Consider the following 21,588-nt stretch of genomic DNA (forward strand, 5'->3'; position numbering starts at 1 on the left):
AAGTTATGTGGAGCCGTGATGCCAAACAGTTTGACCTGGTGCGACCTGCCTGAAGATGTTTCCCAGTGGCCTGGATTGCCGCTTTCCCTGAGCGGTGATGAGGTCATGCCGTTGGATTATCACGCCGGACGCAGCGGCTGGCTGCTGTATGGCCGCGGTCTTAACAAGCGTCGCCTGACCGAGTGGCAGCGCGAACTGGGGGCGGCCCTGGTGATTGTTGCCTCCTGGGCGGTTGACGACTATCAGGTGATTCGGCTGGCTGGTTCTTTAACGCTACGGGCGACCCGTCTGGCCCATGAGGCCGGTTTTGACGTCGCGCCGCTGGGTAAAATCCCGCATTTACGTACGCCGGGGCTGCTGGTCATGGATATGGACTCGACGGCGATTCAGATTGAGTGCATTGATGAAATCGCCAAACTGGCCGGTACCGGCGAGCTGGTCTCTGAAGTGACCGAGCGCGCGATGCGCGGCGAACTTGATTTTACCGCCAGCCTGCGCCAGCGGGTGGCGACGCTGAAAGATGCCGATGCCAATATTCTGCTGCAGGTGCGGGAAACGCTGCCGCTGATGCCGGGCCTGACCCAGCTGGTGCTGAAGCTGGAAACGCTCGGCTGGAAAGTGGCGATCGCCTCCGGCGGCTTCACCTTCTTTGCCGAGTATCTGCGCGACAAGCTGCATCTCGACGCGGTGGTCGCCAACGAACTGGAGATCATGGACGGTAAGCTGACCGGCAACGTTATCGGCGATATCGTCGATGCGAAATACAAAGCCAATACGCTGCGTAAACTGGCGGAAAAGTATGAGATCCCGCCGGCGCAAACCGTCGCCATTGGCGATGGCGCAAACGATCTGCCGATGATTAAAGCGGCAGGGCTCGGCATCGCCTATCATGCTAAGCCCAAAGTTAATGAACTGGCGGAAGTGACAATCCGCCACGCTGACCTGATGGGAGTATTCTGTATTCTCTCCGGCAGCATGAATCAAAAGTAAGAGGTTAACGTGGCGAAAGCTCCAAAACGCGCATTTGTCTGTAATGAATGCGGTGCGGATTATCCGCGCTGGCAGGGGCAGTGCAGCGCCTGTCATGCCTGGAATACCATAACCGAGATGCGCATTGCCGCTTCGCCCCAGGTGGCAAGAAACGAACGTCTGTCAGGATATGCCGGTAATGCCGGCGTATCGAAAGTGCAGAAGCTCTCCGATATCAGCCTCGAAGCGCTGCCGCGCTTTTCGACCGGCTTTAAAGAGTTTGACCGCGTGCTCGGCGGCGGCGTGGTGCCGGGGAGCGCGATTCTGATCGGCGGCAACCCCGGCGCGGGTAAGTCGACGCTGCTGCTGCAAACCCTGTGTAAGCTCGCCGAAGGTATGAAAACGCTCTACGTCACCGGGGAAGAGTCGCTTCAGCAGGTGGCGATGCGCGCTCACCGTTTAGGCCTGCCGACGGCTAACCTCAATATGCTGTCAGAAACCAGCATTGAGCAGATTTGCCAGATTGCCGATGAAGAAAAGCCGCAGCTGATGGTTATCGACTCCATCCAGGTGATGCATATGGCCGACGTGCAGTCATCGCCGGGCAGCGTGGCCCAGGTGCGCGAAACGGCGGCCTATTTAACGCGCTTTGCCAAGACGCGCGGCGTGGCTATCGTCATGGTCGGCCACGTGACCAAAGACGGCTCGCTGGCCGGGCCGAAAGTGCTGGAGCACTGTATCGACTGCTCCGTGCTGCTCGACGGCGACGCCGATTCTCGTTTCCGCACCCTGCGCAGCCATAAAAACCGCTTCGGCGCGGTCAACGAGCTGGGCGTATTCGCTATGACCGAGCAGGGGCTACGTGAAGTGAGCAACCCCTCGGCTATCTTTCTGAGCCGCGGTGACGAAGTGACTTCCGGCAGTTCGGTGATGGTGGTCTGGGAAGGCACGCGACCGCTGCTGGTGGAGATCCAGGCGCTGGTCGATCACTCGATGATGTCCAACCCGCGCCGCGTGGCGGTGGGGCTGGAGCAGAACCGTCTGGCGATCCTGCTGGCGGTTCTGCATCGTCACGGCGGTCTGCAGATGGCCGACCAGGACGTCTTCGTCAACGTCGTTGGTGGGGTGAAGGTCACCGAAACCAGCGCCGATCTGGCGCTGCTGCTGGCGATGGTTTCCAGCCTGCGCGACCGTCCGCTGCCCCAGGACCTGGTGGTTTTCGGCGAAGTGGGTCTGGCAGGCGAGATTCGCCCGGTGCCGAGCGGCCAGGAGCGTATTTCAGAAGCGGCTAAGCATGGTTTTCGTCGGGCGATTGTTCCGGCAGCCAATGTGCCGAAAAAAGTGCCGGAAGGGATGCAAATCTTTGGCGTGAAAAAGCTTGCGGACGCACTTAGCGTCTTTGACGACTTATAATAAGTTAAAAGGAGACTCGCGATGTCGTCATTTGACTATTTAAAAAGCGCCATTAAGCAGAAGGGGTGTACGCTACAGCAGGTAGCTGACGCCAGCGGGATGACAAAAGGCTATCTGAGCCAGCTGCTGAACGCGAAAATTAAAAGCCCCAGCGCGCAGAAGCTGGAAGCGCTGCACCGGTTTCTCGGGCTGGAGTTTCCGCGTCGGCAAAAAAGCGTTGGCGTGGTATTTGGTAAGTTTTACCCGCTGCATACCGGCCACATCTATTTGATTCAGCGCGCCTGTAGCCAGGTCGATGAGCTGCACATCATTATGGGCTACGATGATCCCCGCGACCGCGAGCTGTTTGAAAAGAGCGCGATGTCGCAGCAGCCGACCGTGCCCGATCGCCTGCGCTGGCTGCTGCAGACCTTCAAGTACCAGAAAAATATCCGCATCCACGCCTTCAATGAAGAGGGGATGGAACCTTATCCGCACGGCTGGGACGTCTGGAGCCGCGGGATTCGCGCCTTTATGAACGAGAAGGGCATTGAGCCTAACTGGATCTACACCTCGGAAGAGGGCGACGCGCCGCAGTATCTGGATCATCTGGGAATTGAAACCGTACTCATCGATCCTAAACGCACCTTTATGAACATCAGCGGCGGGCAGATTCGTGAAAATCCGTTCCGCTATTGGGAATATATTCCTACCGAAGTGAAGCCGTTTTTCGTGCGCACGGTGGCGATCCTGGGCGGTGAATCGAGCGGTAAGTCGACGCTGGTGAATAAGCTATCCAATATCTTTAATACCACCAGCGCCTGGGAGTATGGCCGCGACTACGTCTTTTCGCACCTCGGCGGCGATGAGATGGCGCTGCAATATTCCGACTACGACAAGATTGCCCTCGGCCACGCGCAGTATATTGATTTCGCGGTGAAGTATGCCAACAAGGTGGCGTTCATCGACACGGACTTTGTCAGCACCCAGGCGTTCTGTCTCAAGTACGAAGGGCGGGAACACCCCTTTGTGCAGGCGCTGATCGACGAGTATCGTTTTGACCTGGTCATCCTGCTGGAAAACAACACGCCGTGGGTGGCCGATGGTTTGCGTAGCCTTGGCAGCTCGGTGGACCGCAAAGAGTTTCAGACGCTGCTGGTGTCGTTGCTTAAGGAAAACGAGATAGATTTTGTGCATGTAAAAGAGGCCGACTACGATGCCCGCTTCCTGCGCTGCGTGGAGCTGGTGAAAGAGATGATGGGCGAGCAGGGATAGGCCTTCTGCGGCCTGATGCCGCATGAATGCCTGCGCCGGGCTACAACCCTCTCCCGGCGGGGGAGGGGGCAAACACGAAAAAGGGCAACCTGCGTTGCCCTTTTGCTTTTACTTCGCGATACGTTTGTACTTAATACGCTTCGGCTCCAGCGCATCGGCGCCGAGGGTGCGTTTCTTGTACTCTTCGTATTCGGTAAAGTTACCTTCGAAGAACTCCACCTTACCTTCATCCTGGTAGTCCAGAATGTGGGTCGCGATGCGGTCGAGGAACCAGCGGTCGTGCGAGATAACCATCGCGCAGCCCGGGAACTCCAGCAGGGCGTTTTCCAGCGCGCGCAGGGTTTCGATATCCAGGTCGTTGGTGGGCTCATCGAGCAGCAGGACGTTACCGCCCACCTGCAGCAGCTTCGCCAGGTGCAGACGACCGCGCTCACCGCCGGACAGCTCGCCAACGCGCTTGCCCTGGTCAACGCCTTTGAAGTTAAAGCGGCCCACGTAGGCGCGGCTCGGCATCTCGGTGTTGCCGATCTTCATGATATCCAGCCCGCCGGAAACTTCTTCCCATACGGTTTTGCTGTTGTCCATCGCGTCGCGGAACTGATCGACGGAGGCCAGCTTGACGGTTTCACCCAGGGTGATTGAACCGGCATCAGGCTGTTCCTGACCGGACATCATGCGGAACAGGGTGGATTTACCCGCGCCGTTCGGGCCGATGATGCCGACGATAGCGCCTTTCGGTACCGAGAAGCTCAGGTCGTCAATCAGCAGACGGTCGCCGTAGGACTTACGCAGGTTGCTGACTTCCACGACTTTATCCCCCAGACGTGCGCCTGGCGGAATAAACAGTTCGTTAGTCTCGTTACGCTTCTGGTACTCGACGTTGTTAAGCTCTTCAAAGCGCGCCAGACGGGCTTTGCCCTTAGACTGACGGCCTTTCGCGCCCTGACGGACCCACTCCAGCTCTTTCTCGATTGACTTACGGCGCGCCGCTTCCTGAGAAGCTTCCTGCGCCAGACGCTGATCTTTCTGCTCCAGCCAGGAGGAGTAGTTGCCTTCCCACGGAATACCTTCGCCGCGGTCAAGCTCAAGGATCCAGCCGGCGACGTTATCGAGGAAGTAGCGGTCGTGGGTAATTGCCACGACGGTGCCTTCGAAATCGTGCAGGAAGCGTTCCAGCCACGCGACGGACTCTGCATCCAGGTGGTTAGTCGGTTCATCGAGCAGCAGCATGTCTGGTTTTTCCAGCAGCAGGCGGCACAGCGCGACGCGGCGGCGCTCACCGCCGGACAGGTTGGCGATTTTCGCGTCCCAGTCCGGCAGACGCAGGGCATCCGCCGCGCGCTCAAGCTGGACGTTCAGGTTATGGCCATCGTGCGCCTGGATAATCTCTTCGAACTTGCCCTGCTGAGCGGCGAGCTTGTCGAAGTCGGCATCCGGCTCCGCGTATTTGGCGTACACCTCGTCCAGACCTTTCAGGGCGTTGACCACTTCGGCCACCGCTTCTTCAACCGACTCACGGACGGTCTGCTCCGGATTGAGCTGCGGCTCCTGCGGCAGATAGCCGATTTTCAGGCCCGGCTGCGGACGGGCTTCGCCTTCGATATCGGTATCGATGCCGGCCATGATGCGCAGCAGGGTAGACTTACCGGCGCCGTTCAGACCGAGAACGCCGATTTTTGCGCCAGGGAAAAAGCTCAGGGAGATATTTTTCAGAATATGACGTTTCGGCGGAACCACTTTGCCGACACGATGCATGGTATAAACGAATTGAGCCACGTTGGACTTCGCCTCTTTTATATACTCTTCATCCCTCAGGCTCGCTTGATGCAGCCAGAATGATTTTGAGTAGGGTAGTGAATAGTTTTCAAAGGCGAAGTGTAGCCTTTTTCGCGCTTTAATCCCAGCGAGGCGATGGGATTCACAAAAGCGTAAAAAAATGTCCGGGACGTGGCGCGATTCGCGTTGTCTGATTAGCATATCTACGTAATACCTGAAATTTTTGCCCGCGGCATGATGCTGCTGTGGTGTATCTGAATAGAGGAAGAGCTTGTGGAAAAAGCCAAAACTGTGACGTGGCGTCTTCTGGCCGCCGGCGTAAGTCTGCTGACGTTAAGCCAACTGGCGCATGCGGATTCACTGGATGAACAGCGCAGCCGCTATGCTCAAATTAAACAGGCGTGGGACAGTCGACAAATGGACGTCGTCAACCAGCTGATGCCCACCCTGACGACCTATCCGCTCTATCCTTATCTCCAGTACCGGCAGATTACCGACGATCTGATGAACCAGCCGGCGCTGGTGGTGACCAACTTTATCGCCGCCAACCCGACGTTGCCTCCCGCGCGCTCGCTGAAATCACGGTTCGTCAATGAACTGGCGCGCCGTAGCGACTGGCGCGGCCTGCTGGCCTTCAGCCCGGATAAGCCGACCGGTACCGAGGCGCAGTGCAATTACTACTATGCGAAGTGGAACGTCGGCCAGGCTCAGGAGGCCTGGGACGGTGCCAAAGCGCTGTGGCTGAGCGGCAAAAGTCAGCCAAACGCCTGTGACCAGCTGTTTGGCGCCTGGCGCGCCTCCGGCCAGCAGGATCCGCTGGCCTACCTTGAACGCATTCGCCTGGCGATGAAAGCGGGCAATACCAGCCTGGTGCGGGTCCTGGCCCAGCAGATGCCTGCCGATTATCAAACGATTTCGACGGCGGTCATCGCGCTGGCTAACGATCCCAATAGCGTGATGACGTTCGCCCGAACAACCGGCGCGACGGATTTTACCCGCCAGATGGCGGCGGTCGCGTTTGCCAGCGTTGCGCGGCAGGATGTGGAAAATGCACGCCTGATGATCCCCTCATTAGCGCAGGCGCAGCAGCTCAATGAAGATCAGATTCAGGAGCTGCGGGACATCGTCGCCTGGCGCCTGATGGGCAGCGACGTGACCGAAGAGCAGGCCATCTGGCGCGACGATGCCATCATGCGTTCGCAATCCACCTCGCTGGTGGAGCGCCGGGTACGTATGGCGCTGGGCCTTGGGGACCGCCGGGGCCTGAACACCTGGCTGGCGCGCTTGCCGATGGAGGCGAAAGAGAAGGACGAATGGCGCTACTGGCAGGCCGATCTGCTGCTGGAGCGCGGGCGCGATGACGAAGCGAAAGATATTCTCCGCTCGCTGATGCAGCAGCGCGGCTTCTATCCGATGGTCGCCGCGCAGCGCCTTGGCGAGGAGTACAGGTTCCGCATCGATAAAGCGCCAGCGAACCTCGATCCGGCGCTGACCTCTGGGCCGGAAATGGCGCGGGTGCGCGAACTGATGTACTGGAATATGGATAACACCGCCCGCAGCGAGTGGGCCAATCTGGTCACCAGCAAGACCAAAGACCAGCAGGCGCAGCTGGCTCGTTACGCGTTTAATCAGAACTGGTGGGATCTCAGCGTCCAGGCCACCATCGCCGGCAAATTGTGGGATCAGCTGGAAGAGCGTTTCCCGCTGGCCTATAACGACCTCTTTACCCGCTATATCAGCGGTAAAGATATTCCGCAAAGCTACGCGATGGCCATTGCGCGTCAGGAGAGCGCCTGGAACCCGAAAGCCGGTTCACCGGTTGGCGCCCGCGGTCTGATGCAGATTATGCCGGGGACGGCAACGCATACGGTGAGCATGTTCAGTATTCCCGGCTATAGCGGCCCATCGCAGCTGCTCGATCCGGAAATGAACATCAACATTGGTACCAGCTATCTGCAATATGTTTATCAGCAGTTTGGCAATAACCGTATCTTCGCCTCCGCGGCCTATAACGCCGGTCCCGGGCGGGTGCGCACGTGGCGGGGCAACAGCGGCGGCCGCATTGACGCGGTGGCGTTTATTGAGAGCATCCCTTTCTCTGAAACGCGCGGCTACGTGAAAAACGTTTTGTCCTATGACGCCTACTATCGCTATTTTATGGGCCAGAAAGAGACGCTGCTGAGCGATGCGGAGTGGAAGCTGCGCTATTAATATCGCCGTCGTCGGGCAACATCGTATTTCGCGATGTTGCCCGAAATCCGTAGAGTCCGGACAGAAGTATGTTATGCTTTGTACTCGTTAGTGAGTACATTCGACAGGTGGCGTAACATGACCCAACAATCCCCCTATTCAGCGGCGGTGGCCGAACAGCGTCATCAGGAGTGGCTGCGTTTTGTTGCCCTCCTGCAGCAGGCGTACGCCGACGATCTCCATCTGCCGCTTTTACAGCTCATGCTGACGCCCGACGAGCGCGAGGCGCTCGGCACGCGGGTGCGTATTATTGAAGAGCTGCTGCGCGGCGAGATGAGCCAGCGCGAGCTGAAAAACGAGCTCGGCGCCGGGATCGCCACCATTACCCGCGGTTCGAACAGCCTGAAGTCAGCCCCGCCGGAGCTGCGTCTGTGGCTGGAGCAGGCGTTGATTAACGTTAACGATAAATAGCGTTATGAAACGGGCTTAGCGCCAGCACGACGGCCTGATGATAAACGCTGCTGCGCGTCAGTTTTCCGGCCGTAAATACGCCGATAGCGCCCTCTTTACGGCCAATTTCATCGATGCCGGTATACTGAGACATCACCGGCCCCAGCGCTTCTCCTGCCTGGACTTTTTCAAGAATGACCTGCGGCAGCGGCAGGGTCGCCGAGCGCGCTTCGCCGCGCAGGCTGCCGTCCTCGATCGTCACCCAGCTAAAGGTGCTGCCCTCATCGATGCCGGCTTCAATAGCGACCCAGAAGTCAGCATTGGGCTGCGCGCGACGCGCGTTAGCCACGCGGTTTCGTGCGCCAGCGCGCGTTTCGTCGCTGCCGAAAGGCTGTTCCGGCACGCCGCTCTCGACGGAGACGGACTCAATGTGGCAGGATCCTTCGCCGAAGATCTCGTTAAAAGCCTGCAGAATTGCCTGAATTTTGGCGGGATTAGTGGTAGCTGAGACAACATGGTGCATAATCAAAACAACTCAGAAATACTAAACATCATCGCAGTATACTCCAAATCATTCTTGTTGCAGGCGGCTATGCTTGTAGCTTAATGGTTAAGAGCTCATAACGGATAATAAAGCATGTTACAGGTATACCTTGTTCGCCACGGTGAAACGCAGTGGAACGCCGAGCGACGTATTCAGGGCCAGTCCGACAGTCCGCTTACCGCCCACGGTGAGCGTCAGGCCTGGCAGGTAGGCGAGCGCGCCAGAACGCTGGGGATTACGCATATTATCGCCAGCGATTTAGGCCGGACGCGGCGTACCGCAGAAATCATCGCTGAAGCCTGCGGATGCAGCGTCATGACCGATTCACGCTTGCGTGAGCTGGATATGGGCGTGCTGGAAAAGCGCCATATCGACTCGCTGAGCGAAGAAGAAGAGGGCTGGCGTCGACAGCTGGTTAATGGTACGCCCGACGGGCGCATCCCGCAGGGAGAGTCAATGCAGGAGCTGAGCGACCGTATGCACGCGGCGCTGACCTCTTGTCTGGAGCTGCCCGCAGGTAGCCGGCCGCTGCTGGTGAGCCACGGCATGGCGCTGGGGTGTCTGGTGAGTACGATTCTTGGCTTGCCCGCCTATGCGGAGCGTCGCCTGCGTCTGCGCAACTGCTCTATCTCTCGCGTTGACTATCAGCAAAGCCCCTGGCTGGCGTCGGGATGGGTCGTGGAAACCGCGGGGGATGTCTCGCATCTTGATGCCCCCGCGATGGATGAGCTACAGCGTTAACGACGAATCGGAATCAGGTATTCGCAGCGCAGCTGAATAGGCGGTTCCTGATTCCGGTTTTCATCTTCCGGGAAGAAGCGTTCGATATCCAGGCCCTTACGACGAGTGAGATTGAGCATCGGCATGCAGGTGCCGTAAACCGTCAGAATAAATTCCTGTAGCCCGGTGCCCAATCCTTCGTAGGTAAACATCACGTATTCGCCGCCTTCCAGCGTCACCGGGTGGGCGTTGTGCAGATGGCCGTTAGCCAGCTCCGGCGTCAGCGCGGTGGTGTAAAACACCTCCTGCTCATCGTCTTTATCGAGGCTCGGACGCGGCTCATGCAGGCCGTACAGCGTCGGAGGAATCGATGGCGTATTGGCGAGGAATTCACGCCAGAACTGCACGCGCATCTGATTACGGAAATCGGAGATCTCTTCCAGCTTGCAGGTATAGCTCTGGGTCACGCCGACCAGCTGAGTGGTGTTCAGCGTGACGAATTCGTACTGCGGCATGGTGAACTCGCCCAGACGCAGCGGAGGACGCATACCGTAAGAGCTCCAGTCGGGGGAGCGTCGGTAAAGGGCTGGCGTCAACGAGAACTGTTTTTTAAATGCGCGAGTAAAAGTCTGCTGCGAGTCAAAGCGATACTGCAGCGCAATATCGAGAATTGGACGCGCGGTCAGGCGTAGGGCAACCGCTGACTTAGATAAGCGACGGGCGCGAATATAGGCACCAATGGCATGGCCGGTCACGTCCTTGAACATTCTTTGCAGATGCCACTTGGAATAGCCCGCCTTCGCTGCCACATTGTCCAGTGAGAGTGGCTGATCCAGGTGACCTTCCAGCCAGCTAAGGAGATCGCGAATAATCCCTGCTTGATCCATAAAATATCCCCATCCTTAAACTCAGGTGCCTGATACTAAAGGTAGCGGATAATAGCATTTTTTGATGTTTTAGCATTCAGTGTTTTTTTTGCTTTTAAATGCGATTCTTCCAGAAGTATCGGTGGTAATTTTGTAAAGCTGTGATCTATAAAACTTTTCTGCTTAATGTGTGATAATCACTCAGCTAAATTTTTAAGAATGGTAACAATATGAAATACAAGAAGTTAGTGGCAGGTATGCTTTTACTGGCGGGGTCTCAGATGGCGCAGGCGGAGCAAATTGGCTCTGTGGATACCGTGTTTAAGTTCCTTGGGCCGGATCATAAAATTGTCGTAGAGGCCTTTGACGACCCGGATGTACAAAACGTGACGTGCTACATCAGCCGGGCGAAAACCGGGGGAATTAAAGGCGGGTTAGGGCTGGCGGAAGATACCTCTGATGCCGCGATCTCCTGTCAGCAGGTGGGGCCGATTGAGCTGACGGATAAAATCAAAAACGGTAAAACGCAGGGCGATGTCGTGTTCCAGAAACGCACCTCGCTGGTATTTAAAAAGCTGCAGGTGGTGCGCTTTTACGATGCCAAACGCAATGCGCTGGTCTATCTGACCTATTCGGATAAAATCGTCGATGGCTCGCCGAAGAACGCGATTAGCGCGGTGCCGATTATGCCATGGAATAAATAACAGGGAACGCCGATGCAACAACCGCGGATCTGGTTGGTGGAAGATGAGATGAGCATCGCCGATACGCTCGTCTACCAGCTGCAGCAGGAAGGATTTATCGTTACGGCGTTCGAGCGCGGACTGCCGGCGCTCGATGCGGCACATCACCACCAACCCGCCCTGGCGATTCTCGACGTCGGGCTGCCTGATATCAGCGGGTTTGAGCTCTGTCGGCGGCTGCTTGCCCGCTACCCGGCGCTGCCGGTGCTGTTCCTGACGGCCCGCAGCGAAGAGGTGGATAAGCTGCTTGGCCTGGAAATCGGCGCTGATGACTATATTGCCAAGCCATTTTCCCCTCGTGAAGTTTGCGCCAGAGTTCGCACCGTTCTGCGGCGGCTGCAGAAGTTCGCCGCCCCTCCACCGCTTTTGCGCGTGGGGGAGTTCACATTGAACGACGCCGCGGCTCGGGTTACCTGGTGCGGTCAGAGCCTGAATCTGACCCGCTATGAGTTTTTATTATTAAAAACGCTACTGCACTCTCCGGGGCGCATTTTTTCCCGCCAGCAGCTGATGGAGCAGGTATGGGGCGATGCGAACGAGAGCTTCGATCGTACCGTAGATACTCATATCAAAACGCTGCGCGCTAAGCTGCGAGAAGTGAACCCTGACATCTCCCCCATCAATACGCACCGCGGCATGGGATACAGCCTTGGAGGCTTCTGATGCGCATCGGTATGCGGCTGCTGATGGGCTACTTTTTGATTGTGGCGATCGCGGCCTGGTTTGTGCTTTCCATCTTCGTTCAGGAGATTAAACCCGGGGTCCGGCGGGCAACCGAAGGGACGCTGATTGATACGGCTACCCTGCTTGCCGAGCTGGCCCGCGAGGATTTACTCTCCGCCGATCCCCAGCACGGGCGCCTGGCCCAGGCTTTTCAAACGCTGCATCGCCAGCCGATCAACGCCAACATTGCCGGCATTAATAAAGTTCGCAATGAATATCACGTCTATATGACCGATGCGCAGGGCAAGGTGGTGTTTGATTCTGCGGGCAGTGCGCTGGGGCAAGACTACTCGCGCTGGAACGATGTCTGGCTCACTTTACGCGGGCAATACGGCGCGCGCAGCACGCGCAGCGATCCGAACGATGATAACAGCTCGGTGATGTATATTGCCGCGCCGGTGACTGACAGCGGCCGAATCATTGGCGTGCTAAGCGTCGGGAAACCCAACCTGGCCATGGCGCCGGTCATTAAACGCAGCGAGCGGCGTATTCTGTGGGCCGGCGGGGCGCTGCTGGGGATCGCGCTCCTGATAGGCGCTGCGATGGTATGGTGGATTAACTTTTCCATCGGCAAGCTGGTTCGCTACGCGGACTCCGTGACCGCCGATCGTCCGGTTCCGCTGCCGAATCTGGGCGGCAGCGAACTGCGTAAGCTGGCGCAGGCGCTGGAGAGTATGCGCCTTAAGCTTGAAGGTAAAAACGCCATTGAAAACTATATTTATGCGCTGACCCATGAGCTGAAGAGCCCGCTGGCGGCGATTCGCGGCGCGGCAGAAATTCTCCGTGAGGCTCCTCCGCCTGAGGTCGCCGCCCGTTTTACGCGTAATATTCTGGCGCAGAACGCGCGAATGCAGTCGCTGGTGGAAAATTTGCTCCAGCAGGCCCGGCTGGAGAACCGGCTGGAGATCGCCCGACGTCCCGTCCCCGTCGCTGAGCTATTTCATCGCCTGGCCGAGGAGCGCGAGATCGCGCTGGCGGCGAAAAAAGTGACGCTGCGCTGGCAGGATACACCTCTGATGGTTGAAGGCGATCGGGAGCTTCTGGCGCAGGCGTTGGGTAATCTCCTTGATAATGCTATCGATTTCACGCCTTCCGCAGGTGAAATCCTGCTTGGGGCGGAAGAGCGTGATGGCGGCGTGCTGTTAACCGTATGCGATACGGGATGCGGCATTCCCGACTACGCCCTGGGGCGTATTTTTGAACGTTTCTATTCCCTGCCTCGTGAAAATGGGCAAAAAAGCAGTGGCCTGGGGCTGGCGTTTGTTCGTGAAGTCGCGCGCCTGCATCAGGGGGATATCCAGCTGGTTAACCGTCCTGAAGGCGGCGCGTGCGCTTTGCTGACACTTCACGCTCACTTCACATAGCTTCAAACTCTCCCCACACGGCCCCTTTAAGGTGAGCGCATCACTAAGGAGAGGGCTATGTTGAAATCACCACTATTCTGGAAAATGAGCACCCTGCTGGGGTGCATTTTACTGTTGTCGATCCCGCTGATGCTGGTCCGGCAACTGATCGTTGAACGCGCGGACTATCGTAGCGACGTGGTTGACGCGCTGGAGAGCAGCACCAGCGGATCGCAGAAACTGGCCGGACCGCTGATTGCCATTCCGGTAACCGAGACGCTAACGCGGGTTGAGGGAACTAAAACGGTAGAATATCAAACCCAATGGGTACACTACTGGCTGCCGGAGACGCTGGCGGTCACCGGTAATCAGGATGTTGAATCACGGCGAATCGGTATCTATGAGGGGCAGATCTGGCACAATAATCTCAGCGTCAAAGCGCATTTTGATCCTTCGCGCATCAAGGCGCTCAGGAAGCAGACGATTACGCTGGGCAGACCGTTTCTGGTTGTCAGCGTCAGCGATGCGCGCGGTATTGGCGAGATTAAGTCACCAGAGCTCAATGGCGAGAGGCTACCCGTTGAGCCTGGGCCGGGTCTCGACGATAGCGGGGAGGGCATTCATATGCCGATGCCGCTGTTACTCCCTGAACAAAAAGCGCTGGATATTGAATTCACGCTCAATCTGAATGGCAGCGGCAGTTTCTCGGTGGTTCCGCTTGGGCGCAACAGTACCTTACAGCTTGCCGGCAACTGGCCGCACCCGGGTTTCCTTGGCGACTTTTTACCTGCAAAGCGGGAAGTCAGCCCAACAGGCTATAGCGCCCAGTGGCAAAGCACCTGGTTTGCCAACAATATGGCGAAGTTTTTTGTTGAGGGTCGGCAGATTGAGTGGCGTCAGTTGCCCGCTTTCAACGTGAATGTCACCACGCCCGCCGATCAATATCAGCTGACCGATCGGGCGACAAAATATGCCGTTCTGTTGATAACGCTGACGTTTATGGCATTTTTTGTTTTTGAAAGCTTAACGCGGTATCGCATGCACCCCATGCAGTATCTGCTGGTGGGGCTGTCGCTGGTCATGTTCTATCTGGTGCTGCTGGCGCTGTCCGAACATATCGGTTTTACGGCATCGTGGATTGCCGCCAGCCTGCTAGGCGCGCTCATCAACGGGGTGTATCTTCAGGCAGTATTGAATGGTTGGCGTAACAGTTTACTGTTCGTCTGCGCGCTACTGCTGCTGGACGGCGTTATGTGGATGCTGTTGCGATCGGAAGATAGCGCATTGCTGCTGGGGACCGGCGTATTGCTGCTGGCGTTAAGTGCGCTGATGTTCCTGACCCGCCACGTTGACTGGTACGCGTTATCTCTGCCGAAGGCAAAAGGTGAGCTGCCGGACGCTGGTCAGGATGACGATAAGCTCAGGATCTGGAAATAAAAAAACGGCGCGAATTGCGCCGTTTTTACGTTATGACAGCAAGAAAAATGGTGTTATTCCTGCAGGTCGCCACAGAAGCGGTACCCCTCGCCATGGATGGTGGCGATAATTTCCGGGGTGTCCGGAGTGGATTCAAAATGCTTACGAATGCGACGGATGGTCACGTCCACGGTACGGTCGTGCGGCTTCAGCTCACGGCCGGTCATTTTCTTCAGCAGTTCCGCACGCGACTGGATTTTGCCCGGATTTTCGCAGAAGTGCAGCATGGCGCGGAATTCACTGCGCGGCAGCTTATACTGCTCACCATTGGGGCTTACCAGCGAGCGGCTATTGATATCCAGCTCCCAGCCGTTGAACTTGTAGCTTTCCACGCTACGGCGCTCTTCGCTCACGGTACCCAGGTTCATGGTACGGGAGAGCAGGTTGCGCGCGCGGATCGTCAGTTCACGTGGGTTGAACGGTTTAGTGATATAATCATCGGCGCCAATTTCGAGGCCAAGGATTTTATCCACTTCGTTATCGCGGCCGGTGAGGAACATCAGCGCGACGTCCGCCTGCTCACGCAGTTCGCGTGCTAACAGGAGACCATTTTTACCCGGCAGGTTGATATCCATGATCACCAGGTTGATATCATTTTCAGACAGGATCTGATGCATTTCCGCGCCATCGGTCGCTTCGAATACATCATAACCTTCTGCTTCGAAAATACTTTTTAACGTGTTGCGTGTTACCAACTCGTCTTCAACGATAAGAATGTGCGGGGTCTGCATGTTTGCTACCTAAATTGCCAACTAAATCGAAACAGGAAGTACCAAAGTCCCTGACCTGCCTGGTGCATGTCGCAAATTAACATGCCCGGCGTAACATGACTAAAGTACGTAATTGCGTTCTTGATGCACTTTCCATCAACGTCAACAACATCATTAGCTTGGTCGTGGGTACTTTCCCTCTGGACCCGACGGTGTCAAAAACGGCTGTCATCCTAACCATTTTAACAGCAACATAACAGGCTAAGTGAGGCATGACACCCAATAAAACTACGCTTCGTTGACATATATCAAGTTCAATTGTAGCACGTTAACAGTCTTGTGAAATCATTGCATCTAAACGGGATTCATCTTCACAATTCATACTTCGCTCAATTAGTTGCAATGAGAAAATAATAAACGCGGTGAATCCAAAGCCTCAAAACGTACTCGGACGTAAATTTCATTGCCAAACATACGGATAAAGCCGTTCTGTTAACATACTCTGTGTCATGGTGCCTTGGGAATAGTTTAGTTTTTTTTATGGGTGATAAAGCTCAAATTTAGTGATTTTTGTTGCAAATTTGTAAATTCACGGCGCGTAAAATGAGGGAAAAATCGTTATTCCCACCGCCTAAAAGGTAAAAGAGAAACCGAATGCGTTTATCAATTGTATTAGTGTCCCCGGCTCGGGCGGAAAACGTCGGGGCGGCAGCCAGAGCGATGAAAACCATGGGGTTTAGCGACATGCGTATCGTCGATAGCGAGGCGCATTTGCAGCCCGCCGCGCGCTGGGTCGCGCACGGTTCTGGCGATATCCTCGATAATATCAACACTTATGCCACGCTGGAGCAGGCGCTGCACGATGTTGATTTTACCGTGGCCACGACCGCCCGCAGCCGGGCGCGTTTCCACTACTACGCGACGCCGCAGCAGCTCCTGCCGCTGCTGGAAGAAAAAGCGCAGTGGATGCATCATGCCGCGCTGGTGTTTGGTCGGGAAGATTCTGGTCTCACGAATGAAGAGCTGGCCCTTGCCGATGTGTTGACCGGTGTGCCGATGGCGGCTGACTATCCTTCGCTAAACCTGGGGCAGTCGGTGATGGTCTATTGCTACCAGCTGACCTCATTGCTGCAGCAGGCCCCGTCAACCTCCGCCGACGCAGATGATAATCAGCTGCAGGCGTTACGCCTGCGAACGCGCGCTCTGCTTAACCGCCTCGGCGCGGGTGACGATGTAAAACTGTCCGACTGGCTGGAGCAGCGGATAGGACTTTTGCAGCAGCGAGACACCGCCATGCTGCATCGTTTACTGCACGATATTGAAAAAAACCTCCCAGGGTAAAATGCTGTCATATTATTTTCATATGGTCTTATGTGCTAATTATTTGCGTCTGGATGCGTAAATACGGATGAATTGTCAGGTTGCTATGGCGTATTGGCCAGGTGTGAAAAAAAGGGCTAAAAGTAGAAATTCGTTGACTTAAGTCGACAGATACTTTAACCAATATAGGCACAGGACACAGACAGATAAAAATTACAGAGTACACAACATCCATGAATCGCATCGGCATGATCACCACGATTATCACCACCACTATTACCACAGGTAACGGTGCGGGCTGACGCGTACAGGAAACACAGAAAAAAGCCCGCACCTGAACAGTGCGGGCTTTTTTTTCGATAAAAAATCAAGGGGTCATAACCATGCGTGTGTTGAAGTTCGGCGGTACATCAGTGGCAAATGCAGAACGTTTTCTGCGTGTTGCCGATATTCTGGAGAGTAATGCCAGGCAGGGGCAGGTAGCGACCGTACTGTCTGCCCCGGCGAAGATCACTAACCATCTGGTTGCGATGATCGAAAAAACCATTGGCGGGCAGGATGCGCTGACCAATATCGCTGATGCCGAACGCATTTTCGCCGAACTTCTGCAAGGCCTCGCCGATGCCCAGCCGGGCTTTCCGCACGCTCAGTTGAAAATGTTTGTCGAGCAGGAGTTTGCGCAAATCAAACACGTCCTGCACGGTATTAGCCTGCTCGGACAGTGCCCGGATAGCGTCAATGCGTCTCTGATCTGCCGGGGAGAAAAGCTCTCCATCGCTATTATGGCCGGCTTACTGGAAGCGCGCGGTCATAACGTCACGGTGATTAATCCGGTTGAAAAACTGCTTGCCGTTGGCCATTACCTCGAATCCACCGTGGATATCGCCGAGTCGACCCGCCGCATTGCCGCCAGCCAGATCCCGGCTGACCATATGGTGCTGATGGCGGGCTTTACCGCCGGTAACGAAAAGGGCGAACTGGTGGTGCTGGGCCGTAACGGCTCTGACTACTCCGCAGCGGTGCTGGCCGCCTGCCTGCGCGCCGACTGCTGTGAAATCTGGACCGACGTTGACGGCGTTTATACCTGCGACCCGCGTCAGGTGCCGGATGCGCGTTTGCTGAAGTCGATGTCCTATCAGGAAGCGATGGAGCTCTCCTACTTCGGCGCTAAAGTTTTGCACCCGCGTACTATAGCCCCCATCGCCCAGTTCCAGATCCCCTGTTTAATCAAAAATACCGGTAATCCGCAGGCGCCGGGTACGCTTATCGGCGGCAGCAGCGATGAAGACGATCTGCCGGTGAAAGGTATCTCTAATCTCAACAATATGGCGATGTTCAACGTCTCCGGGCCGGGGATGAAGGGGATGGTTGGCATGGCGGCGCGCGTGTTCGCCACTATGTCCCGCGCGGGAATCTCCGTTGTTCTTATCACCCAGTCCTCTTCCGAATACAGCATCAGCTTCTGCGTGCCGCAGAGCGATTGCGCTCGGGCGAAGCGGGTAATGGAAGATGAATTTTATCTGGAGCTGAAAGAGGGGCTGCTTGAGCCGCTGTCGATCATGGAACGTCTGGCGATTATTTCGGTTGTCGGCGATGGTATGCGCACCCTGCGTGGGATTTCCGCTAAATTCTTCGCTGCGCTGGCGCGCGCCAATATCAACATTGTGGCGATTGCCCAGGGTTCTTCCGAGCGCTCTATCTCCGTTGTCGTGAGCAACGATGATGCGACCACCGGCGTTCGCGTGACCCACCAGATGCTGTTCAATACCGATCAGGTGATTGAAGTGTTTGTCATTGGCATCGGCGGCGTCGGCGGCGCGCTGATCGAACAGATCAAGCGCCAGCAGAGCTGGTTGAAGAGTAAACATATCGACCTCCGCGTTTGCGGGGTGGCTAACTCGCGCGCCTTGCTGACCAACGTACACGGCCTGAACCTTGAAAACTGGCGTGATGAGCTGGCGGAAGCCAAAGAGGCGTTCAACCTGGGACGACTTATTCGTCTGGTGAAAGAGTACCATCTGCTGAACCCGGTGATTGTCGACTGTACCTCCAGCCAGGCGGTGGCCGATCAGTACGCCGATTTCCTGCGCGAAGGTTTCCACGTGGTGACGCCGAACAAAAAGGCCAATACCTCATCGCTGGATTACTATCATCAGCTGCGTCATGCCGCGAGCAGCTCACGACGTAAGTTTTTATACGATACCAACGTCGGCGCGGGGCTGCCGGTAATCGAAAACCTGCAAAATTTGCTGAACGCCGGTGATGAGCTGCTGCGCTTCTCCGGTATTCTGTCCGGCTCGCTGTCATTTATCTTCGGTAAGCTGGACGAAGGCGTAAGCTTCTCCGCGGCGACGAAGCTGGCGCGTGAAATGGGCTATACCGAACCGGATCCGCGCGACGATCTTTCCGGCGTGGATGTCGCGCGTAAGCTGCTAATCCTCGCGCGTGAAACCGGGCGTGAACTGGAGCTGTCTGACATTATCGTAGAGCCGGCGCTACCGGCGGGTTTTGACGCCAGCGGCGATGTCGACAGCTTTATGGCACGCCTGCCTTCTCTGGATGACGAGTTTGCCTCGCGGGTCTCAAAAGCGCGCGATGAAGGTAAGGTCTTGCGCTATGTCGGTAATATCGAAGAGGATGGCACCTGCCGCGTGAAAATCGCCGCGGTTGATGGCAACGATCCGCTGTTTAAAGTGAAAAACGGCGAGAATGCGCTGGCGTTCTACAGCCACTATTACCAGCCGCTGCCGCTGGTGCTGCGCGGTTATGGTGCGGGTAACGATGTGACGGCAGCTGGCGTTTTCGCCGACCTGCTGCGTACCCTGTCATGGAAGTTAGGAGTTTAAGATGGTCAAAGTATATGCCCCGGCTTCCAGTGCTAATATGAGCGTCGGGTTTGACGTGCTGGGCGCGGCGGTAACGCCGGTTGACGGCACGCTGCTGGGGGACAATGTCTCGGTTGAGGCGGCGACGAGCTTTAGCCTGCAAAACGTGGGTCGCTTCGCCAGCAAACTGCCGACGGCGCCGCAGGAAAATATCGTCTATCAATGCTGGGAGCGTTTTTGCCAGGAGATTGGCAAGACGGTACCGGTGGCGATGACCCTGGAAAAAAACATGCCGATTGGTTCCGGCCTGGGTTCCAGCGCCTGTTCCGTCGTCGCCGCGCTGGTCGCGATGAACGAGTTCTGCGGCAAGCCGCTCAATGAGAGCCGGATGCTGGCGCTGATGGGCGAGATGGAAGGGCGGATTTCCGGCAGTATCCATTACGATAACGTCGCGCCGTGCTATCTGGGCGGGATACAATTGATGCTTGAGGAAAATGGCATCATCAGCCAGCAGATTCCGGCCTTCGACGAGTGGCTGTGGGTGCTGGCCTATCCGGGTATTAAGGTCTCCACCGCGGAAGCGCGGGCAATTTTGCCGGCGCAGTATCGCCGTCAGGACTGTATTGCCCACGGTCGTCATCTGGCGGGCTTTATTCACGCCTGCTATTCCCGCCAGCCTCAGCTGGCGGCGAAATTGATGAAAGATGTGATTGCCGAACCGTATCGTACCAAACTACTGCCGGGCTTCAGCGCAGCGCGTCAGGCAGCAATGGAAATTGGCGCGCAGGCGTGCGGCATTTCCGGTTCCGGTCCAACGTTGTTTGCATTATGCGATAAACCGGAAACCGCGCAGCGCGTCGCCGACTGGCTGGCTACGCACTATCTGCAAAATCAGGAAGGCTTCGTTCATATTTGCCGGCTGGACACGGCGGGCGCTCGAGTAGTGGGATAACCAATGAAACTCTATAACTTAAAAGATCATAACGAACAGGTCAGCTTTGCGCAGGCCGTCACGCAGGGGCTTGGCAAGCATCAGGGGCTGTTCTTCCCGCACGATCTGCCGGAATTCAGCCTGACTGAAATCGACGAGATGCTGCAGCAGGACTTTGTGTCGCGTAGCGCAAAAATCCTGTCGGCATTTATCGGCGATGAGATTCCGCAGGGCGTTCTGCAAGAGCGCATCGGCAATGCCTTTACCTTCCCGGCTCCGGTCAGCAAAGTGCAGGACGACGTCGGCTGCCTCGAACTGTTCCACGGCCCGACTCTGGCGTTTAAAGACTTCGGCGGCCGCTTTATGGCGCAGATGCTCACCCATATCGCAGGCGACAAACCGGTCACTATTCTGACGGCCACCTCCGGCGACACCGGCGCGGCGGTTGCGCACGCGTTTTATGGCCTGCCAAACGTCAAAGTGGTCATTCTCTATCCGCGCGGCAAAATCAGCCCGCTGCAGGAAAAGCTGTTCTGCACCCTCGGCGGCAACATTGAAACTGTGGCAATCGACGGCGACTTTGACGCTTGCCAGGCGCTGGTTAAACAGGCCTTTGATGATGAAGAGCTGAAAGCTGCGCTGGGTCTTAACTCGGCTAACTCAATCAATATCAGCCGCCTGCTGGCGCAGATTTGCTATTACTTTGAAGCCGTGGCTCAGCTGCCTCAGGAAGCCCGTAACCAGCTGGTTATCTCGGTACCCAGCGGTAACTTTGGCGATCTGACCGCCGGCCTGCTGGCCAAATCTCTGGGTCTGCCAATCAAACGCTTTATTGCGGCGACTAACGCTAACGACACCGTGCCGCGCTTCCTGCAGGACGGTAACTGGTCGCCGAAAGCAACCCAGGCCACGCTGTCTAACGCCATGGACGTCAGCCAGCCGAACAACTGGCCGCGCGTGGAAGAGCTGTTCCGTCGTAAAATCTGGCGCCTGAACGAGCTGGGCTACGCGGCGGTGGATGATGAAACCACCAAAGAGACCATGCGTGAGCTGAAGGCTATCGGCTATACCTCAGAACCGCATGCGGCGATTGCTTATCGCGCGCTGCGCGACCAGCTGCAGGCGGGCGAGTACGGCCTGTTCCTCGGCACGGCTCATCCGGCGAAGTTTAAAGAGAGCGTGGAAGAGATTCTGCAAGAGACGCTGCCGCTGCCGAAAGAGCTGGCCGATCGCGCCGATCTGCCGCTGCTGTCGCATAATCTGCCGGCCGATTTTGCCGCGCTGCGTAAGCTGATGATGGGCTAAGTCTGAATCAGCGCTTCCCTGCTGCGTGAT

The 21,588-nt window shown here is 56.6% G+C and carries 20 protein-coding genes and 1 other annotated feature; of the genes, 16 read left to right on the forward strand and 4 right to left on the reverse strand.

What is annotated here, in order from left to right:
• The first annotated feature begins 18 nt into the window (after positions 1–18).
• The 3 genes from serB to nadR are packed head-to-tail and all read left to right on the forward strand — an operon-like array spanning position 19 to position 3,636.
• Positions 19–990 (forward strand): phosphoserine phosphatase, encoded by a 972-nt coding sequence (serB, locus tag BJF97_RS04620; protein WP_014227836.1) that lies wholly within the window; start codon positions 19–21, stop codon positions 988–990.
• Positions 991–999: 9 nt separating this feature from the next.
• Positions 1,000–2,382 carry a DNA repair protein RadA gene (gene radA / locus BJF97_RS04625; protein ID WP_004098408.1) on the forward strand — a complete coding sequence of 461 codons (1,383 nt, stop codon included), beginning with the start codon at positions 1,000–1,002 and terminating at the stop codon, positions 2,380–2,382.
• A 21-nt stretch (positions 2,383–2,403) separates the two neighbouring features.
• Positions 2,404–3,636, forward strand: coding sequence for a multifunctional transcriptional regulator/nicotinamide-nucleotide adenylyltransferase/ribosylnicotinamide kinase NadR (gene nadR, locus BJF97_RS04630; RefSeq protein WP_004098414.1), 1,233 nt, complete (start codon positions 2,404–2,406; stop codon positions 3,634–3,636).
• A gap of 108 nt (positions 3,637–3,744) precedes the next feature.
• Here the strand turns inward: nadR and ettA are convergent, their stop codons facing one another.
• Positions 3,745–5,412: an energy-dependent translational throttle protein EttA gene (gene ettA, locus BJF97_RS04635; RefSeq protein ID WP_014227837.1), complete on the reverse strand. Its 1,668-nt coding sequence runs from the start codon at positions 5,410–5,412 to the stop codon at positions 3,745–3,747.
• Positions 5,413–5,685: 273 nt separating this feature from the next.
• On the opposite strand from ettA, the gene sltY reads away from it, so the two are divergent.
• The gene (sltY, locus tag BJF97_RS04640; RefSeq protein ID WP_014227838.1) at positions 5,686–7,623 is read left to right on the forward strand and encodes a murein transglycosylase; all 1,938 of its coding nucleotides are present in this window, start codon (positions 5,686–5,688) and stop codon (positions 7,621–7,623) included.
• A gap of 117 nt (positions 7,624–7,740) precedes the next feature.
• The gene (gene trpR, locus BJF97_RS04645) at positions 7,741–8,073 is read left to right on the forward strand and encodes a trp operon repressor (RefSeq protein WP_004098417.1); all 333 of its coding nucleotides are present in this window, start codon (positions 7,741–7,743) and stop codon (positions 8,071–8,073) included.
• Here trpR and yjjX read toward each other — a convergent pair.
• On the reverse strand, positions 8,060–8,575 hold the full coding sequence (gene yjjX, locus BJF97_RS04650; RefSeq protein WP_014837357.1) for an inosine/xanthosine triphosphatase: 516 nt from the start codon (positions 8,573–8,575) through the stop codon (positions 8,060–8,062). The genes trpR and yjjX overlap by 14 nt on opposite strands.
• Positions 8,576–8,689: 114 nt before the next feature.
• Here yjjX and gpmB point away from each other — a divergent pair, with 114 nt between their 5' ends.
• The gene (gene gpmB, locus BJF97_RS04655) at positions 8,690–9,337 is read left to right on the forward strand and encodes a 2,3-diphosphoglycerate-dependent phosphoglycerate mutase GpmB (protein ID WP_014227840.1); all 648 of its coding nucleotides are present in this window, start codon (positions 8,690–8,692) and stop codon (positions 9,335–9,337) included.
• Here gpmB and robA read toward each other — a convergent pair.
• Positions 9,334–10,203, reverse strand: coding sequence for an MDR efflux pump AcrAB transcriptional activator RobA (robA, locus tag BJF97_RS04660; RefSeq protein WP_014227841.1), 870 nt, complete (start codon positions 10,201–10,203; stop codon positions 9,334–9,336). The genes gpmB and robA overlap by 4 nt on opposite strands.
• Positions 10,204–10,412: 209 nt before the next feature.
• On the opposite strand from robA, the gene creA reads away from it, so the two are divergent.
• The 4 genes from creA to creD are packed head-to-tail and all read left to right on the forward strand — an operon-like array spanning position 10,413 to position 14,428.
• A complete protein-coding gene (gene creA / locus BJF97_RS04665) occupies positions 10,413–10,886 on the forward strand; it encodes a protein CreA (protein WP_004098425.1) in 474 nt (157 codons plus the stop codon).
• 12 nt (positions 10,887–10,898) lie between these two features.
• Positions 10,899–11,588 carry a two-component system response regulator CreB gene (gene creB, locus BJF97_RS04670; RefSeq protein ID WP_032692983.1) on the forward strand — a complete coding sequence of 230 codons (690 nt, stop codon included), beginning with the start codon at positions 10,899–10,901 and terminating at the stop codon, positions 11,586–11,588.
• The gene (gene creC / locus BJF97_RS04675) at positions 11,588–13,012 is read left to right on the forward strand and encodes a two-component system sensor histidine kinase CreC (RefSeq protein ID WP_014227844.1); all 1,425 of its coding nucleotides are present in this window, start codon (positions 11,588–11,590) and stop codon (positions 13,010–13,012) included. The genes creB and creC overlap by 1 nt, the downstream gene beginning before the upstream one ends.
• A 57-nt stretch (positions 13,013–13,069) precedes the next feature.
• Entirely contained in the window at positions 13,070–14,428 is a 1,359-nt protein-coding gene (gene creD, locus BJF97_RS04680) for a cell envelope integrity protein CreD (protein ID WP_032692981.1), read from the forward strand.
• Positions 14,429–14,481: 53 nt separating this feature from the next.
• On the opposite strand, the gene arcA is transcribed toward creD, so the two are convergent.
• Positions 14,482–15,198 (reverse strand): two-component system response regulator ArcA, encoded by a 717-nt coding sequence (gene arcA / locus BJF97_RS04685; protein ID WP_002887843.1) that lies wholly within the window; start codon positions 15,196–15,198, stop codon positions 14,482–14,484.
• 95 nt (positions 15,199–15,293) lie between these two features.
• Here arcA and yjjY point away from each other — a divergent pair, with 95 nt between their 5' ends.
• From yjjY to thrC, 6 genes are all read left to right on the forward strand, one after another.
• A complete protein-coding gene (gene yjjY / locus BJF97_RS33945) occupies positions 15,294–15,434 on the forward strand; it encodes a protein YjjY (protein WP_001541509.1) in 141 nt (46 codons plus the stop codon).
• A 397-nt stretch (positions 15,435–15,831) separates the two neighbouring features.
• Entirely contained in the window at positions 15,832–16,518 is a 687-nt protein-coding gene (locus BJF97_RS04690) for a tRNA/rRNA methyltransferase (RefSeq protein ID WP_032692980.1), read from the forward strand.
• Between the two features lie 212 nt (positions 16,519–16,730).
• Entirely contained in the window at positions 16,731–16,799 is a 69-nt protein-coding gene (gene thrL / locus BJF97_RS32180) for a thr operon leader peptide (RefSeq protein WP_004222578.1), read from the forward strand.
• Positions 16,738–16,855 (forward strand) — a sequence feature (Thr leader region). (Overlaps the previous gene by 62 nt.)
• A 25-nt stretch (positions 16,856–16,880) precedes the next feature.
• Positions 16,881–19,343: a bifunctional aspartate kinase/homoserine dehydrogenase I gene (thrA, locus tag BJF97_RS04695; protein ID WP_032692979.1), complete on the forward strand. Its 2,463-nt coding sequence runs from the start codon at positions 16,881–16,883 to the stop codon at positions 19,341–19,343.
• Between the two features lies 1 nt (position 19,344).
• Positions 19,345–20,274, forward strand: a complete 930-nt coding sequence (gene thrB / locus BJF97_RS04700; protein ID WP_014227848.1) for a homoserine kinase — start codon at positions 19,345–19,347, stop codon at positions 20,272–20,274.
• 3 nt (positions 20,275–20,277) lie between these two features.
• Complete coding sequence (gene thrC / locus BJF97_RS04705) at positions 20,278–21,558, forward strand: threonine synthase (protein ID WP_004098452.1); 1,281 nt, start codon at positions 20,278–20,280, stop codon at positions 21,556–21,558.
• Positions 21,559–21,588 lie beyond the last annotated feature (30 nt).

The sequence above is a fragment of the Klebsiella sp. LTGPAF-6F genome, assembly GCF_001753185.1.
GTDB lineage: Bacteria > Pseudomonadota > Gammaproteobacteria > Enterobacterales > Enterobacteriaceae > Klebsiella > Klebsiella michiganensis.

Bases quoted from the DNA above. Each gene is read 5' to 3' on its own strand.
- robA (WP_014227841.1), bottom strand. From the start codon at position 10,203: ATGGATCAAGCAGGGATTATTCGCGATCTCCTTAGCTGGCTGGAAGGT.
- gpmB (WP_014227840.1), top strand. From the start codon at position 8,690: ATGTTACAGGTATACCTTGTTCGCCACGGTGAAACGCAGTGGAACGCC.
- yjjX (WP_014837357.1), bottom strand. From the start codon at position 8,575: ATGCACCATGTTGTCTCAGCTACCACTAATCCCGCCAAAATTCAGGCA.
- serB (WP_014227836.1), top strand. From the start codon at position 19: ATGCCAAACAGTTTGACCTGGTGCGACCTGCCTGAAGATGTTTCCCAG.
- creA (WP_004098425.1), top strand. From the start codon at position 10,413: ATGAAATACAAGAAGTTAGTGGCAGGTATGCTTTTACTGGCGGGGTCT.
- BJF97_RS04690 (WP_032692980.1), top strand. From the start codon at position 15,832: ATGCGTTTATCAATTGTATTAGTGTCCCCGGCTCGGGCGGAAAACGTC.
- yjjY (WP_001541509.1), top strand. From the start codon at position 15,294: ATGACTAAAGTACGTAATTGCGTTCTTGATGCACTTTCCATCAACGTC.
- creC (WP_014227844.1), top strand. From the start codon at position 11,588: ATGCGCATCGGTATGCGGCTGCTGATGGGCTACTTTTTGATTGTGGCG.
- thrC (WP_004098452.1), top strand. From the start codon at position 20,278: ATGAAACTCTATAACTTAAAAGATCATAACGAACAGGTCAGCTTTGCG.
- trpR (WP_004098417.1), top strand. From the start codon at position 7,741: ATGACCCAACAATCCCCCTATTCAGCGGCGGTGGCCGAACAGCGTCAT.
- thrA (WP_032692979.1), top strand. From the start codon at position 16,881: ATGCGTGTGTTGAAGTTCGGCGGTACATCAGTGGCAAATGCAGAACGT.
- thrB (WP_014227848.1), top strand. From the start codon at position 19,345: ATGGTCAAAGTATATGCCCCGGCTTCCAGTGCTAATATGAGCGTCGGG.
- nadR (WP_004098414.1), top strand. From the start codon at position 2,404: ATGTCGTCATTTGACTATTTAAAAAGCGCCATTAAGCAGAAGGGGTGT.
- arcA (WP_002887843.1), bottom strand. From the start codon at position 15,198: ATGCAGACCCCGCACATTCTTATCGTTGAAGACGAGTTGGTAACACGC.
- creD (WP_032692981.1), top strand. From the start codon at position 13,070: ATGTTGAAATCACCACTATTCTGGAAAATGAGCACCCTGCTGGGGTGC.
- creB (WP_032692983.1), top strand. From the start codon at position 10,899: ATGCAACAACCGCGGATCTGGTTGGTGGAAGATGAGATGAGCATCGCC.